The following is a 15,533-nucleotide window of genomic DNA, read 5'->3' on the forward strand; positions in this document are numbered from 1 at the left end:
TGACCGCTGAAAAAATTATGGAGAAATTTTTCAAATGAACGAAAAAAAAATCGTTGCTCAAGTTATTGCTAAGGAACTTAATGATGAACTGACTAGTGATAAAATCTATGAGCTTCTTGAATCACCAAAAAATATTGAAATGGGTGATATTGCCTTTCCAACTTTTTCATTAGCAAAGAAGCTACACAAATCTCCACAAATTATTGCCACTGAACTCGCCGAGAAAATAGATGTAAGTTCATTTGAAAAGATTGAAGCTACTGGTTCCTACATTAACTTCTTCCTTGACAAAAACGCTGTTGCTTCAGATGTTATTAATGAAATTGTAGACAAATCTGGAAGCTATGGCAATCAAAACATTGGCCAAGGGCGAAATGTCACTCTTGATATGTCTTCACCTAATATTGCTAAACCCTTCGGTATTGGTCATCTCCGTTCTACAGTTATTGCTGACTCAATCGCCTTTATCTATGAAAAATTAGGTTATATTCCTGTTCGTATTAATCACCTCGGTGACTGGGGTAAACAGTTTGGTATGCTTATCACGGCCTATGAATTATGGGGAGACGAAGAAGCCGTAAAAGCTCATCCTATTGATGAACTCTTAAAATTGTATGTAAAAATCAACGCAGAAGCAGAAACCAATCCCCAGCTTGACGAAGAAGCCAGAGCTTGGTTCCTGAAACTAGAAAATGGCGACAAGGAAGCCCTTGCTCTCTGGCAATGGTTCCGGGATGAATCACTTATTGAGTTTCAACGTATATATGACAAAATGAACGTTAGCTTTGCCTCTATGAATGGCGAAGCATTCTACAACGATAAAATGGATGAAATTGTTGATCTTCTTGAAAAAAAGGGATTACTTATCGAGTCACAAGGTGCTTCAATCGTTGACCTTCAAAAATACAATCTCAACCCAGCTATGATCAAAAAATCAGATGGGGCTACTCTTTATATTACACGTGATTTGGCTGCTGCTCTCTATCGCAAAAGAACTTATGATTTTGCAAAATCTATTTACGTTGTTGGCAATGAACAGTCTGGTCACTTCAAACAACTAAAGGCAGTCCTTAAGGAAATGGGATACGCATGGTCAGATGATATGGTACATGTCGCTTTCGGCTTAGTCACTAAAGACGGAAAAAAACTTTCTACTCGTAAAGGCAATGTTATCTTACTTGAGCCAACAATTGATGAAGCAATTGAACGTTCTTTAAAGCAAATCAATGATAAAAATCCTAAACTTGCCAATAAAGAAAAAGTTGCCACTCAAGTCGGAGTTGGGGCTATTAAATTTTATGATCTTAAAACAGATCGCATGAATGGCTATGACTTTAATCTTGAAAAGATGGTTAGTTTTGAAGGAGAAACAGGCCCCTATGTCCAATACGCGAACGCTCGTATTCAGTCTATTCTGAGAAAAGCCAATTTTAAGGTTAATCTCAATCTTCAACTCAGCTTTTTGGAAAATGGTAGTGAACATTGGGAACTTATCACTTTATTGAAAGACTTCCCTACTACTGTAAAAAGAGCAGCAGATAAGTATGAGCCAAGTATCCTCGCTAAATACGTGATCAACTTAGCTCAGTCATTCAACCGTTATTATGCACATGTACGCATCCTTGATGAAACTTCTGAGCGTGAAAGCCGTTTGACTTTGATCTATGCTGTTTCTGTTATTCTTAAAGAATCCCTTCGACTTCTCGGTATAGAGTCTCCTGAAGAAATGTAAAATACATTTTAACTTTTTATAAATTTTAACAATAAATATTAGTGTGCGATCTGCTCACTTTTTTACTTTTAATATGCAAACCTATAAAATATAAATATATGCGCTTTATCTAAAACAATTTAATGAAAATTTTCTTATAAAACGGCAAAGAAAAAGTTCCAAATCTTTCGGCGTTCACAATTTTCTTTATTTCTATCGCGGATATACCAGTTCTAACTTAGTTCACCCTTTCAGACGCATATTACAACTAAAAATTTGGTAACAGCATCTCTAGCACATACAAAGTCTTGATAACGAATTCTCTGGGTATGTTTGGGATATTATTATGATAACTATCTATGGGTTGAAAACGGCAACCATAGAATGATGGTTCGATAGAAGTTTAATTCAATTACTGTTGCAGGTGACTTTCTAAGTTAGTTAACCAAACTAGTTTATATTAAAGCAGTATTGACTCTATCATAAATTGCTTCAAAAGTCGTGAAAAATTCTCAACCCTGTTTTGATAACTCTCTTAACGCTTATTACTAGCTGTGCTAAAAAATAGCAGAAGAAATTTTAGATTTCCATGTTTTGATTATTTCCGTTACGAGTGCAGAATGTTTTGAAAATATCACTATGTTGTAATTGTTTGGTGAGTTGGCAGGACAGATACCTCGCTTCCACAGCTAGTTTATCCGTGACAGATGTGGCTTCTCAGGAATTCAGAGTATGTAAAAGCAAACTATCGCCACTGCGTTTAATCCAACATGGTTCACATATAGAAAAACTTCTGCCAAAATAAGCTTGCAAAAGTTTTAGTAAATACATATTCCAAAAATTAGAGTCCTAAAGATGATCTCAAATTAATCCAGTTTCCTATCAGGCCAAACAAGGCTAGAATTGCTAAGAGTGCAATTAGAAACATTGCTAACCACTCATTTCTATGAATCTTGAGCTTATGTTCCCGCCGAGCAATTATATACAGTGCAAACCCAATTGTATAGAGCAAGGTTGTTAGCCAGATATATTCCCAACCACTTAGGTAGAGAGCTAAGAGTTGGAAAACCAAGGCAACAGCACCAAAAGCTCCAATTTCAGCCTGTTTTTTCTGAATCCCCAACTTTATAACGTAAAGTCCAACAAGAGCATAACAAATCATAATAGCTGCCGTACAAAGATTGACAAAAACTATGTAGGCATTTGTAAAGAAATAAGTGACAACAATAAAAATCTGAACAATAATTTCGGTTAGCCAAAGCGAATTACTTGGTGCATTATACTTGTTGCGCTTATCAAACCAATTTGGCAACAAACGTTGCTCTGCCATCTGAGAGGTTGCTTCAACTGGTAGCATTGTCCATGCCAGCCAAGCTCCCATAATTGAGATTATCAGTCCTACCGCCATAACAGCACTTCCCCAAGTCCCTACCATTTGTTTCATGATATAAACAAGTCCAGGAGTTTGAAGCTTTGCCAAAGCAGATTGATTCAAATAGCCAAAAGGTAGGAGAGAAAGAATAATATAAATAGCCAACAAGATAATAACACCCAACACGCTGGCACGACCAGCGTCATCTTTTTTCTTAGCACGGTTACTCATCATCGCCGCTCCCTCGACCCCAACAAATAGAAAAACCATAACCATCAAAGAGCTCTTTACCTGTCCCAATAAATCAGTGGCCGATAGCTTATCGCTGACAAATAAAAGTCCCTGAGCATTTTTTACTACATTACCCCAGAAATGGGCCGTAAAGAGACCTGCCTTAAAGCTAAGCACAGCTACTATCGTGAAAAAACCTAGGGGTACCAATTTGGCAACCAAAATAACTGCATTAATAAAGGCTGCAGACTCAACCCCATAGACAACGATAATTGTCATTCCTAGAGAAATAATCGAAACTACAACAATTGATATTAGAGTCAGTGATCCTTTGGCTGTCTGAAAACTAGGTATGAAATAAGCCATTGTCTGCATAAGTAATACAGCAAAGGCAATATTTCCGAACCAGCTTGATAAGTAGTAACCCCAACCAGAAAGAAAACCAACAAAATCACCAAATCCTGCACGAGCATAGTCTGACAAACCACTTAATTCCGGCATTTTTAAGACTAAATAATTCAAACAAAGTACCAAAGCAACTATACCTACACCTACAAAAAACCAACTAATAACGACACCACCTGGTGTTGCTTCTATCGCCAAAGAATTTGTTAAATTAAATACACCACCACCAATGGCTGAACTGACAATTACTGCAATGAGGGCAAATAATCCGATACCTTTTTGTTTTTTTTGCATATTTATTCTATTCTATAATTTTTATTAGTGAAATCAAGGTGATTATAACATATTAAAAAATCCTTCAAAAAGTACGTTTGATAACTTATCTCGTTATTTACTATTAACTACCAATTATTCGAGTTCCAGCACCATTTTTAACAAAGTTTTTCACATTATCAAGTGAAGTAATTGTGGCAATCTTACCTGTGCGCTCAGCAAATAAAGTGGCAGCAGCCACTTTTGGCTTCATTGAACCTTCCGCGAAGTAGCCATCGTTAATGTAACTGTTCATTTCAGATGAGGTAACTTCGGTCAATAGAGATTGACTTGGCTTACCATAGTTCAAATAAACATCGCCACCAGATGTAAATATTACCAATTCATCAGCTCCAACAAGCTCTGCTAATTTAGCTGCTGAGAAATCTTTGTCAATCACGGCTTCAACACCTTGATAACCTCTCTCAACCTTGATTACTGGAATGCCACCCCCACCAGATACACAAACAAGTGCTCCAGCATTTAGAAGAGGCTCAATCACATCAGCTTCAAGCATCTCAACCGGAAGTGGTGAAGCAACAACACGACGATAACCGCGACCAGCATCTTCAACGATTTGCCAATCTGGGTTTTGAGATTTTAACTTTTCTGATTCTTCTTCTGTGTAAAAGGGACCAATTGGCTTGGTCAAGTGAGTAAAAGCAGGATCAGTAGCCTCAACAACTGTACGAGTCACAATAGAGACAAATGGCTTTTTCAACCCATGCTTATCAAAAGCTTTCGTAAAGGCTTGCCCCATCCAATAACCAATTTGACCTTGAGTCATTGCACCAACAGTATCAAGTGGCATTGCGGGGTTCTTTTCAGAGTCGGATCCCAATTGTTGGAGGAGAAGGTTACCAACTTGAGGACCGTTGCCATGAGTAATAATCAACTCCACATTTTTGTCAATAACCAGTGGCATTAACTGCTCAGCTGTATTTTCAAGGGAAAGTTGTTGAGCGTTTGCTGATGGATCACTTGCAAGAATAGCATTTCCTCCCAAAGCAACAACTATACGTCGCATCATAATATTATATTTCCAATCTATCTAAATTAATTATTTAAATTCGCGTAATGCTTCTGACAGTAATTCCAGACCTGTGCGCAGGGTTTTTTCATCAGTGCAATATCCAATTCGTGCATGTCCAGGCATATCAAAACGATTACCTGGAACAATAAGTACTCCTTTTTCCTTTAGAAGATACTCAGCAAACTCTTCTGTTCTTTCTGGAGCCAATTTTTCAAATTTTACAAAACTGACCGATACCATGTCTGGATAGATCATTGAAACCAGGGGCTCATTTTCAACCCAAGCCTTTAATATAGCCAAATTATTCAAAACAATTGAACGTGAACGACATAATACTTTGTCCTTATGTTTCAAAACTAAAGCAGCAATTGCATCATCAAAAACTCCCGTGCATATCAATGTGTAGTCACGAATTTTTCGGATATTATTGACAAGAAAATCGTCTTTAGTAGCTATCCAACCAACCCGAATGCCTGGAACTGAGTAGGTCTTTGACAATGAGTTAGTCGAAATTCCCTTATCATAAAGATCAGCAATTGGGCTATAATCTATTTCTGAATTTAAGGGAAGATAAACCTCATCTGATAAAATATATGCACCAACTGAACGAGCAATTTCAACTACTTCTTTCAAGAATACAGTGTTCAAAATAGCACCTGTTGGCTGAGCAGCGTTGTTGATACAAATCAATTTTGTATTTTTTTTAACAAGAGCACGGAGCTCTTCAAGGCGAGGGTGCCAGTCTTCTTCTTCATACACATTCCAATAATCAACCTCTGCCCCCAAAGTCCTCGGCCAATCATAAAGCTGTTGATAAGTTGGATACTCAGCGATGACGTGATCTCCAGGCTCAATCAATCCAAGAACCGCTATGAAGTTAGCACCTGTTGCACCATTTGTTGATAAAATATTATCCGTCTTGATATTCTTGTAAAGTTTTGAGACTTCATTTTTGAATTGGGGTGAGCCCTCAATCCAACCGTATGAAAAAGTTTCTTTTTTTAATTTTTCTAGAATAGCCACTCCAGAATCTGGTTCAAGATTCAAAATATCTTCTAAAGTTAAGGATGATATCGTTGACTGAGCAATATCAATTTTGGCTGATTTTTCCCAATTATTTAACCAATCCTCACATCCAAATTGTACAAGATTCATCATTTCTACCTCTAAAAAAAACTGTTACAGACTCTTTGATTCAGTGTTGCAACAGTTTTTGATTTTATCTATCTTAAGGAACAATTCTAGTACCAGAGCCAGTAGCTAAAAAGCTTGCCAGGTTATCCAGTGAAGTAATTGTAGCTGCATGTCCAGTGCAAGCCACAAATTCTATTGCGGCTTGAACCTTTGGTAACATTGACCCAGCTGCAAATTGGCCTTGTTCAATATAATTGTTTATCTCAGCCATAGTCACAATCTCAAGCTTTTGTTGATCCAACTTGTTGAAGTTGACATAAACATTGTCTACCGCGGTCAGAATCAAAAGATCATCAGCTTCAATTAATTCTGCTAACCTTGCAGCTGAAAAGTCCTTATCAATAACTGCTTCAACTCCTTCATAACCGTCCTCAGTTTGAACAACTGGAACCCCGCCACCTCCTGAGATAATTGGAAGAACTGTCATTGAAACCATTGCTGCCAAGGCTTTTGATTCGATAAACCCTTTTGGTTTTGGTGATGGAACGACTCGACGGTAGCCTCTTCCAGAGTCTTCAACAAAAGTCCACTCCGGATAAGTTTTAAGCAACTCATTGACTCCTGATTTATCGTAAAAAGGACCAATTGGTTTTGAAGGTTTCTCGAATGCTGGATCATTCTTGTCTACTAATGTACGTGTTATGACTGGAAGAACATCAACTTGGCCCATACCATTCTTTTTTAACGCTTTAGTGAAGGCTTGAAGCGCCCAATAACCAATTTGTCCTTGAGTCATCGCAACTGCCGTATCAAGTGGCATTGCTGGATTTTTTTTTGAATCTGTTGCTAATTGTTGCAACAAGAGGTTACCAACTTGTGGCCCATTTCCGTGAGTGACAATAATTTCTACATTATTATCTTTAATAAGTGGAATTAGCAGTTCAGCTGTTTTTTCTAAAGCAAGTTGTTGCGCCTTTGCAGTGGGGTCATCCGTTAAGATAGCATTCCCCCCCAAGGCTACTAAGATACGTCTTACCATCTCATTCTCCTATTTTTAAGCATCTTTAAGTTCAACCTTTTTAACAGCATTGTTTTTTATAATACTATAAATTAATGCACCAATACCCATTACCAAGATAGCTGTCAATAAATATACCATAACCATACTTGATGGATCAATTCCTAAATTTCCACGTATATCAAGATTCCCCCCCCAAGATGCAAGCAAATCAATATCTGCAAAAATAGCTAGGAGCGTAATAATTGCAGAAGCGATGATATTTCCTTTTCCGACTTTTTGACCGTTTTCTGTTTTTGCAATTGTAAAGAAGGCAAATCCAATGATATAGATAATTGTCGCTGCCCAGATAAAGATCCATCCTGATAAATAAAGGGCGTAAACTTGAAAAATACCAGCTAAGAATCCAATAATAATATTAGAAGTCTTCTTTTCCTGAAAGCCAAGTTTCATCATATAAAAGCCAACCAAGGTATAACAAATCATGATGACAGCTGTGCATAGATACACGAACACATTATAGGCATTTGCAGAGAAATAAGTCATAATAATGAAAACCTGCATCAGCAGTCCTGTTAACATTAAAGCATTAAATGGTGCGTTGTTTTTATTAAGTTTACCAAACCATTTTGGCAAAAGCTTTTGCTTTGCTAATTGTGTAGTAGCCTCCACTGGCAACATTGTCCAAGATAACCAAGCACCGAGGAGAGAAATAATAAGGCCTATCGCCATTAATGAACCGCCCCAACCTCCTACCATGGCATTCAAAATATTTATAAGTCCTGGAGCAGCAACATTTGCTAAAGTCTTTTGGTCCATAAATCCATAAGGTAAAATAGAAAGTAGAACATAGATAACAATTAAGCTAATTAAGCCGAGAATCGTGGCACGACCTGCATCAGATTTTTTCTTCGCACGATCCCCCATCATAGCAGCACCTTCAATACCAACAAAAACCCAAATCATAACCATCAAAGAGCTTGAAAATTGGCTCATAAATCCAGAACCCGTCATAGCTGAAAAAGTAAATTTTGACATGTCAGCATTCACTGACACATTTTGCCAAAAATGCTCTGTAAACACACCAGCCCTGAAAGAAACAATGGCAGCAATAGCAAAAATTAAAAGTGGGATCAATTTTGCAATCAAAACAATGGCATTAATCACAGCTGCTCCCTCGACTCCACGTGAAACAAGAATGGTCAAGCCCCACATGACTAGTGAAACAACAACAACTGAAAGAATCGTCAAAGATCCATTCTTATTGGCAAATGTTCCCTTGAAGAAGAAATCAACAGATGTCATAAGAAGTACAGCAAAGGCAATATTTCCTAACCATGCCGATAACCAGTAACCCCAACCAGAAATAAACCCAACTAGATCCCCAAATCCAGCACGAGCATAGTCTGAAACGCCAGATAATTCTGGCTTATTAACAATTAAATAATTAAAAGTAAGTACCAAGAATAAAATCCCTAGCCCAACAATTAACCACGAAACAAGAGCACCACCTGCTGTCGCACCAGACGCCAAGCTATTAGGAAGGTTGAATACACCACCTCCAATTGCTCCTGAGACGATTAGTGCAACTAAAGCAACTAGACCAATTCCCTTTTTATTTGCTTCCATAATGTAATAATCCTTTTCTATAATTTGAGAAACCCATCAAAATGACAAATATCTCAAGCCAAAATATTATTCCCAATCTTGTGGTACTGCTGGAATGAAGAGATTACCAAGTGTAGCTGCCATAATTGCCTTGATTGAGTGCATACGATTTTCTGCTTCTTCAAACTGACGGGCAAACTTACTACGGAAGACTTCATCAGTAACTTCCATTTCAGTCAACCCATATTGCTCTTTAATTTCTTTGCCATACTTAGTATCCGTGTCATGGAAGGCAGGTAAACAGTGCATAAAGATTAATTTACCATTTTCTGTGTTGCCAGTTAGTTCCATCATATTCATGGTGATACGATATGGCGTGAGAAGTTTAACGCGTTCCTCCCAATTGCTTTCTCCCATTGATACCCAGACGTCTGAGTAGATAATGTTTGCACCTTTAACCCCCTCTTCAATACTCGAAGTGGCAAGTGGTTTAGCTCCTGATTTTACTGCAAAATCATTAGCAATATCCATGACTTCTTGACTCGGATGCAGACTGTCAGGGGCAACAATGTGCACATTGACCCCAAGCATCGACCCAGTTACGATCAAACTATTCGCCATATTATTGCGTCCATCACCTACATAGACAAGAGTAAGGCCCTTAAGATGACCAAATTCTTCTTTAACTGTCATGAAGTCTGCAATCATCTGAGTTGGGTGCCATTGATCGGTCAAACCATTCCAAACTGGAACACCAGAGTATTTTGCTAAATCTTCAACTTCTTGTTGTGAGAAGCCTCGGCGTTCAATGGCATCAAACATAGAACCCAATACTCTTGCAGTGTCCTCTGTTGATTCTTTGATTCCTAGTTGGATATCATCTTTTCCAAGATACTCAGGGTGAGCTCCCAAATCAATAGATGCTGTTGTAAAAGCAGCACGTGTACGCGTAGATGTCTTCGCGAAAAGTAGGGCTATGTTACGTCCCTCAAGATAGCGATGTGGGATTCGATTTTTCTTTAATGCCTTGAGGTGAATTCCAAAATCTACAAGATAGTTAATTTCTGCAGGGGTAAAGTCCTTCTCTGCTAAAAGGCTACGACCTTGAAATACTGAGTTTATTTTTGCTTCTTCCATTTTTCTTCCTTTGTGTTTGTATTATTTAAAATATTGATTTTTTCTATAAGTCTTCGCGCCAAAGTGGTTGTGACATACAACGTGCTCCTCCACGACCACGAGCCAATTCCGACGATAAGATTTCGTGAACTTTAACGCCATGTTTCTTAAGCAATTCAATCGTGATATAGTTACGATCATAAGTTACAATTTCTCCAGGGGCAATGGCAAGTGTATTTGATCCATCATTCCACTGCTCACGCGGTGCTATGATAGAGTCACCACCACCACACTCTATTAAATCAAGCTCTGTTAAATTCAAAACTCTCTTTAACGCGGCTTCAAGATCCGTTAGATGCTCAATCTTAATTTCATCTGCTTGCTTGCCGGGAGTTAAAATAAATGTATTAATTGATCCATCACCGTGGAAGATTCCAGGAAAAACTGTAAACTGGTCACGATTAATCATTGTAAAAACTGTATCCAAGTGCATCATAGCATGGTTATGCGGAATTTCGACTGCCAATACAGTATCAAAGGTTGATAGTGGATTCTTGAACAATTCAAGTGCTAATTGTTGAATAGATTTACTTGAAGTTCTTTCAGAGACCCCAATTGCCACAACATTTTTACTAAGGATCAATTCATCTCCACCCTCAATTCGAGTTTGATGATTACGATTGCGCCACACAGGAACTTTACCTGCGAAACGTGGATGATGATTCAAAACATATTCTGTCAAAAGTGATTCTGGTTGACGAGCGGCAAAAGTCATACGGTTTACTGTCATACCAATACCCATGGAAGCTTGAGGATCCCGTGTAAAATAAGCGTTGGGCAGAGGATCAAGATAAAATAATTTTTCTGCATCACTACCAGCCATGTCTGACAACACTTCATGAGGAATTTCAATTTCTTTTTTCTGAACACCAGCATATATTTTTTCAATAAAATCTTTAGTGGTAAATGAATTTAGATATTCTGCCAGTCCCTCAAATGTTTTGCCTCTTGAATATCCATGTTCTTCAAGATATCTTCTAGTAAAACCTTCTCGAACTAATTTAGATGTATCCAAAGTTTCTGCGATCAATTGTTCAATGTACAATACTTCCGTTCCTGTATCGCGTAAAGTTTGAGCAAAGAAGTCATGTTCCTTTTGAGCAATTTCCAAATACGGAATATCATCAAACAGAAGACGATCCATTGTATCTGGCGTTATATTCTCAACTTCCTCTCCAGGTCTGTGGAGGAGCACAGTTTTTAACTTACCAATTTCGGAATTGACATTAATTGCATTATCCATTTTTATAAATCCTTTCATTTAATCGTTACAACTATTTTTGAAAACGATTACAACAATAATATAATACTTTTATACAATAATGTCAAGAATAAATAGACATATACATAAATTAGCACAATTATTTTTTAATAAATGGACACCTTATGATGATTGATTATTTAAAAATTATTTTAAAAATCAGAAAAGGCAAATTGTAAAATTAAGTTAGCCACCTGAAGAAAGAAAAAAACACCTGAAACCTTTATACTTGAATTTGGAAAAATAAAGTAGAAAAGGATTCAGATGCAAGATGCTTCTAATACAAAAGGCAAACATTTAACACTGATTGAACGACATCAAATTGAACGTTGGCACAATAGGGGACACCGAAGTGACAATCAGATTGCACGCCTCTTAGGTAAGGCACCACAAACGATTCATCATGAACTCAAGCGGGGACGGGTTCAATTTAAGACCAAGACCAAGTATTCCGCTGAGGTGGCTCAAGCTTCCTATGACAAAAGTCGAAGGCATTGTGGACGTCCCTCAAAGTTCACAAAGGTTTTGAATGATCTGATTTCAAAAGGCGTCCGGGAGAAATTATCACTTGAAGTCCTCTCTCATAAACTTTCTCATCCTGTCTGTTTACGAACGCTCTATCACTGGATTGAAGCGGGACGTCTGGATGTGAAAACCCATGATCTCCTTTATCCTCAGGTGAAGAAACTACGGTCAGCTCAGCCTAAGCGACCTTATGGGTCACCGAACAACGTCCTGAGGTGATTAACCAGCGTGAAGAATTTGGAAATTACGAGATTGATACCGTCCTTCTGACAAAAGCGAAGGAGGAGTGTCTCCTAACGCTTACAGAAAGAAAGACACGTTCAGAGTTGATCCGATTGATTCCAGATAAGTCTGCCCAATCTGTTAACATGGAACTCAAGATAATCCAGCAAACCATAACGTTCAAATCCCTTACTTCGGATAATGGCCGTGAATTTGCATGCCTTCGTGAAGCAGTAACTTGTTCGGTTCATTATTGTCATAACCTATGCAAGCTTTGAGCGTGGAAGAAATGAGAACCACAATCGTATGATCCGACGTTTTTTGCCTAAGGGAACACGATCAACGACAAAAGAATTTGTGACCTTTATTGAAGGTTGGATTAATTCTTATCCAAGAAAAATGTTCACTTATAAAAGTTCGAACCAGATGTTAAGACTGGCTAACTTATAATTGCAATTTGCCAATATTTGAGAATAATTAAAAAGTCGAGAAAATAATTCTCAACTTTTTTAAAAACTAAATTTTTCTCCATAAACATTTGAAGATTTAACACCTTTTTTCTTGAGCATGGTCATTGTCCCACTCATCATCTGATTGGACCCTCCGACCAGAAAATAAGACTTTTCATTTGCAAATTGGTCAATCTGATATTCTGATAACCTACCAATTTGAGATATATAGTGGAAGTTTGAATATCTATCAGATAAGCTTTTTAAGAACTCTTCATATATAAGATCTTTTGGCTCATGTGCCACACGTACAAAAGTGATCTCACGTTTCCCAACAAAATGTATAACAATTGATATAAGTGGGACAGAGCCTAGACCTGAGCCAATCATAACTAAATTTTGATTTATGTGCTCTTGTAAAGATTCATATAGCCGCCCATAACTTCCATCAATCTTCACTCGACTTCTTAGTTTTAACTGATCTAATTTACCTGTGAAATCTGAATAATTTCGAATTGCAAAAGTTACCTGTTTTTTCTGCTTATTATACTGCAAAATTGAAAATGGATGTTTTTCTTTCATGCCTTCATCATTCGGAAATGAAATAAAAGCAAAATCTCCGGCACGATAAGCAATATTTCCTTTAAGTTGAACGACAAGTTCTGTTATGTTATCTGCTAATTTTCTATTTGAGATGAGCCTCCCATTATGAAAAGCCAATGGTTTTATAAAATGATAGCTAAAATAGACAACAGCTGTGACACCTGAGTATAGATAGAACCAAAACATATAAGATTTAATTGATGTAATATATGGTATCAATAACACATGTCCAAAGACTAGTAAGGTTGCGACAATATTTAATCGATGTAACCATATTGAAGTCTCATAATTGAAAATCTTTTCTAAATATTTCTTAACTTTGTTAGCAAAACGGCTTCTTCCAGTCAGCCAACTTGACATAAAGAAAATTGAATAAAGCAAAATTGAAATAAATAAGTAAAGTGAGATCTCTCCAGTTAATTTTATCAACCCAGTAGAAGGGGAAAGTTCTTTATGAAAGAAAGCCAAGACTACAGCAAGTGTTCCAACAATTCCGTGTAAAAAATACATTTCGGGTAGCCCTATCAACCGATCTAACCAACGTGGCTTTACTGAAATTGCGATAACCAAAAGCATCCATACATAGGCAATTGTTCCAATCTGTATACCCAAAGTCATTGGTGCGTTAATCGTACCTGTTACCCCCTGTGTAGCTGTCAAAATAAGAGGAAAAGGAATAATGAATATAGTTATTAGCCAAAAGAGGCCTAACCAAAATTTATGTTTCTTTAGCATTTGTTATTACTTCTTTCTCTACTATAATGCCGTGTCGGTTCACTTCAAAAGCTCTTAAATAGTTAGGCATCTTAGAATTAAAATCAACCATCAAAGCCGTCGCCCAAACGTCTACTTCTTGTAAATTTACTCCAATCACGGTTGTCTGCAAAATATTTTTATCTGCTCCAAAAATATGGTTTCCACGTTCTGAAATTCCCGAAGTAGCAATTGCTCCTTTTTTCATCGAAAGTTCTGCAATAATTTTCGTTTTATCAAAAGGATCGAGAACAGCAATTTCAAAATTCCAATCACTCTCTTCTTTGCTGGCCATTTGCATATCTCCACCACCATTCAAATTTGCGCCTATGACATTATTCAAATCAAGTAATGGCCTTAAATAACGATTAAACCCTTCCTCAATTGCCCAACCCTTAACAAATCCGCTTGGATCGTACCCAGATGGAAGCATTGCATTAAAAGAATGATGAGTTGCTTCACTTGCCTGAGCACATGAGACATAGACAAAGCGCATTTCCTCAGACATACTTAAGAAGTCCACTTCGCCACGATTGTATTTGCTTACTTCTGAATTTTCCTTATAGGTTGAAAAGACTTCGTCAACATGTTCCAACCATTTTTCCAAAGCTCCTTGAGCAAACAAAATTTCGGGAACCGGACTTTCATCTTTGACAACGACCTGACTCGTAAAAGCTGTTCCCATCCCCAAATAGACAATGCTAATCATTTTATATCCCTGATTGACCTGTTTAATCGTTATTTTCATATCAGACCGCCTGTGTCAGCGCATTTTGTAGAGAATTCGTAAAACCGTCATAGGTCTCAGTTGCACCTGATATGGCTTGAATATTGGCCGAATTCGCTGACTTGGCTTCACTGATATAGATAGGTTCAGCAATAGAGTCAATCTGATGGCTTCTACCCGCGCCATCAGAAGAAGTTGATTTGAGCATAATAATGTTACTGATTTGACCGCTAGAAACTGTGACTTGTACTTGTACATTACCCCACTGCGTCGCTATACTTTTTCCAGTGTAGGTTCCATCTTTATAGCCAGAAGAACCTGTCGAGCTTGACCCACTAACACTAGAAGCTTCCAAAGTATCAGAACTTTGAACCGTAGAAGTTACTGAAGAACTTCTTTGACTAGCGGAAGAACTCGAGGAGGCTGTAGCTAAAGTAGTTGTTTTTGTTATATTTTTACTAAAGAACCAATAGCCATCAACGACTGCTACCAAACCAATCAGGGCCGTTACAATAATAGATACTAATTTTTTCATCTTTAAGTCTTTCTTTAATTTCATCTATTAATTTTTCAAATTTTAATGAAGCTAGGAACTTGGATAGAGGACCTATGCGTTTAAGCGAAAATGCCACTATTCAATAGCCTGTTGATAAATATTATCAGGCTTTTCTAATCTCAAGCTTAATAAAAACTTAATCATAACTTAAATTCTGACTTCATGGCAAATTATAATATTAAGTCAGCCACCTAAAGAAAAAAAAAGCACCTGAAACCTTTATACTTGAATTTGGAAAAAATTGTAAGTAGAAAGTAATTCAGATCCAAAATCATTCTAACATAAAAGGCAAACATTTAACACGGATTGAACGACGTCGTAAGTGTCAAATAATTGGCTGTGAATCTTCAAAACTGAATTTTTGTTTATATTTTAAAGCTCCTCCTGAGCTCCTGAGGCCCAAGATGTGCTTGGTAAAGTGAGTGGTAATCCCATTT

11 protein-coding genes and 1 pseudogene are annotated in these 15,533 nt (G+C 37.4%); 2 read left to right on the forward strand and 10 right to left on the reverse strand.

Annotated elements, in window-relative coordinates; genetic code table 11:
- Positions 1 to 34: 34 nt before the first annotated feature.
- The gene (gene argS / locus HNQ37_RS04180; RefSeq protein ID WP_183539591.1) at positions 35 to 1,732 is read left to right on the forward strand and encodes an arginine--tRNA ligase; all 1,698 of its coding nucleotides are present in this window, start codon (positions 35 to 37) and stop codon (positions 1,730 to 1,732) included.
- An 820-nt stretch (positions 1,733 to 2,552) separates the two neighbouring features.
- On the opposite strand, the gene HNQ37_RS04185 is transcribed toward argS, so the two are convergent.
- The 7 genes from HNQ37_RS04185 to arcA all read right to left on the reverse strand — a co-directional run bounded on the left by HNQ37_RS04185 (position 2,553) and on the right by arcA (position 11,243).
- Positions 2,553 to 4,013: a basic amino acid/polyamine antiporter gene (locus HNQ37_RS04185; RefSeq protein WP_183539593.1), complete on the reverse strand. Its 1,461-nt coding sequence runs from the start codon at positions 4,011 to 4,013 to the stop codon at positions 2,553 to 2,555.
- 103 nt (positions 4,014 to 4,116) lie between these two features.
- Positions 4,117 to 5,061, reverse strand: coding sequence for a carbamate kinase (gene arcC, locus HNQ37_RS04190; protein ID WP_183539596.1), 945 nt, complete (start codon positions 5,059 to 5,061; stop codon positions 4,117 to 4,119).
- A gap of 30 nt (positions 5,062 to 5,091) precedes the next feature.
- The gene (locus HNQ37_RS04195) at positions 5,092 to 6,219 is read right to left on the reverse strand and encodes an aminotransferase (protein WP_183539618.1); all 1,128 of its coding nucleotides are present in this window, start codon (positions 6,217 to 6,219) and stop codon (positions 5,092 to 5,094) included.
- Between the two features lie 73 nt (positions 6,220 to 6,292).
- Positions 6,293 to 7,237, reverse strand: a complete 945-nt coding sequence (gene arcC / locus HNQ37_RS04200; protein ID WP_183539598.1) for a carbamate kinase — start codon at positions 7,235 to 7,237, stop codon at positions 6,293 to 6,295.
- Positions 7,238 to 7,252: 15 nt separating this feature from the next.
- Positions 7,253 to 8,845, reverse strand: coding sequence for a basic amino acid/polyamine antiporter (locus HNQ37_RS04205; RefSeq protein ID WP_183539600.1), 1,593 nt, complete (start codon positions 8,843 to 8,845; stop codon positions 7,253 to 7,255).
- 66 nt (positions 8,846 to 8,911) lie between these two features.
- Positions 8,912 to 9,961, reverse strand: a complete 1,050-nt coding sequence (argF, locus tag HNQ37_RS04210; protein WP_183539602.1) for an ornithine carbamoyltransferase — start codon at positions 9,959 to 9,961, stop codon at positions 8,912 to 8,914.
- Positions 9,962 to 10,004: 43 nt separating this feature from the next.
- Complete coding sequence (arcA, locus tag HNQ37_RS04215) at positions 10,005 to 11,243, reverse strand: arginine deiminase (protein WP_183539604.1); 1,239 nt, start codon at positions 11,241 to 11,243, stop codon at positions 10,005 to 10,007.
- 282 nt (positions 11,244 to 11,525) lie between these two features.
- On the opposite strand from arcA, the pseudogene HNQ37_RS04220 reads away from it, so the two are divergent.
- A pseudogene (locus tag HNQ37_RS04220) lies at positions 11,526 to 12,458 on the forward strand (IS30 family transposase).
- Positions 12,459 to 12,517: 59 nt separating this feature from the next.
- Here HNQ37_RS04220 and HNQ37_RS04225 read toward each other — a convergent pair.
- Genes HNQ37_RS04225 through HNQ37_RS04235 form a run of 3 tightly spaced genes read right to left on the reverse strand, consistent with a single transcriptional unit; the run spans position 12,518 to position 15,075 of the window.
- Complete coding sequence (locus tag HNQ37_RS04225; RefSeq protein ID WP_183539606.1) at positions 12,518 to 13,720, reverse strand: ferric reductase-like transmembrane domain-containing protein; 1,203 nt, start codon at positions 13,718 to 13,720, stop codon at positions 12,518 to 12,520.
- A 58-nt stretch (positions 13,721 to 13,778) separates the two neighbouring features.
- Positions 13,779 to 14,561 carry an FAD:protein FMN transferase gene (locus tag HNQ37_RS04230; RefSeq protein WP_183539608.1) on the reverse strand — a complete coding sequence of 261 codons (783 nt, stop codon included), beginning with the start codon at positions 14,559 to 14,561 and terminating at the stop codon, positions 13,779 to 13,781.
- Between the two features lies 1 nt (position 14,562).
- Positions 14,563 to 15,075 (reverse strand): FMN-binding protein, encoded by a 513-nt coding sequence (locus tag HNQ37_RS04235; protein ID WP_183539610.1) that lies wholly within the window; start codon positions 15,073 to 15,075, stop codon positions 14,563 to 14,565.
- Positions 15,076 to 15,533: the final 458 nt, after the last annotated feature.

It is taken from the genome of Lactovum miscens (assembly GCF_014202895.1).
Classification (GTDB): domain Bacteria; phylum Bacillota; class Bacilli; order Lactobacillales; family Streptococcaceae; genus Lactovum; species Lactovum miscens.

Bases quoted from the DNA above. Each gene is read 5' to 3' on its own strand.
- argS (WP_183539591.1), top strand. From the start codon at position 35: ATGAACGAAAAAAAAATCGTTGCTCAAGTTATTGCTAAGGAACTTAAT.
- HNQ37_RS04185 (WP_183539593.1), bottom strand. From the start codon at position 4,013: ATGCAAAAAAAACAAAAAGGTATCGGATTATTTGCCCTCATTGCAGTA.
- arcC (WP_183539596.1), bottom strand. From the start codon at position 5,061: ATGATGCGACGTATAGTTGTTGCTTTGGGAGGAAATGCTATTCTTGCA.
- HNQ37_RS04195 (WP_183539618.1), bottom strand. From the start codon at position 6,219: ATGAATCTTGTACAATTTGGATGTGAGGATTGGTTAAATAATTGGGAA.
- arcC (WP_183539598.1), bottom strand. From the start codon at position 7,237: ATGGTAAGACGTATCTTAGTAGCCTTGGGGGGGAATGCTATCTTAACG.
- HNQ37_RS04205 (WP_183539600.1), bottom strand. From the start codon at position 8,845: ATGGAAGCAAATAAAAAGGGAATTGGTCTAGTTGCTTTAGTTGCACTA.
- argF (WP_183539602.1), bottom strand. From the start codon at position 9,961: ATGGAAGAAGCAAAAATAAACTCAGTATTTCAAGGTCGTAGCCTTTTA.
- arcA (WP_183539604.1), bottom strand. From the start codon at position 11,243: ATGGATAATGCAATTAATGTCAATTCCGAAATTGGTAAGTTAAAAACT.
- HNQ37_RS04230 (WP_183539608.1), bottom strand. From the start codon at position 14,561: ATGAAAATAACGATTAAACAGGTCAATCAGGGATATAAAATGATTAGC.
- HNQ37_RS04235 (WP_183539610.1), bottom strand. From the start codon at position 15,075: ATGAAAAAATTAGTATCTATTATTGTAACGGCCCTGATTGGTTTGGTA.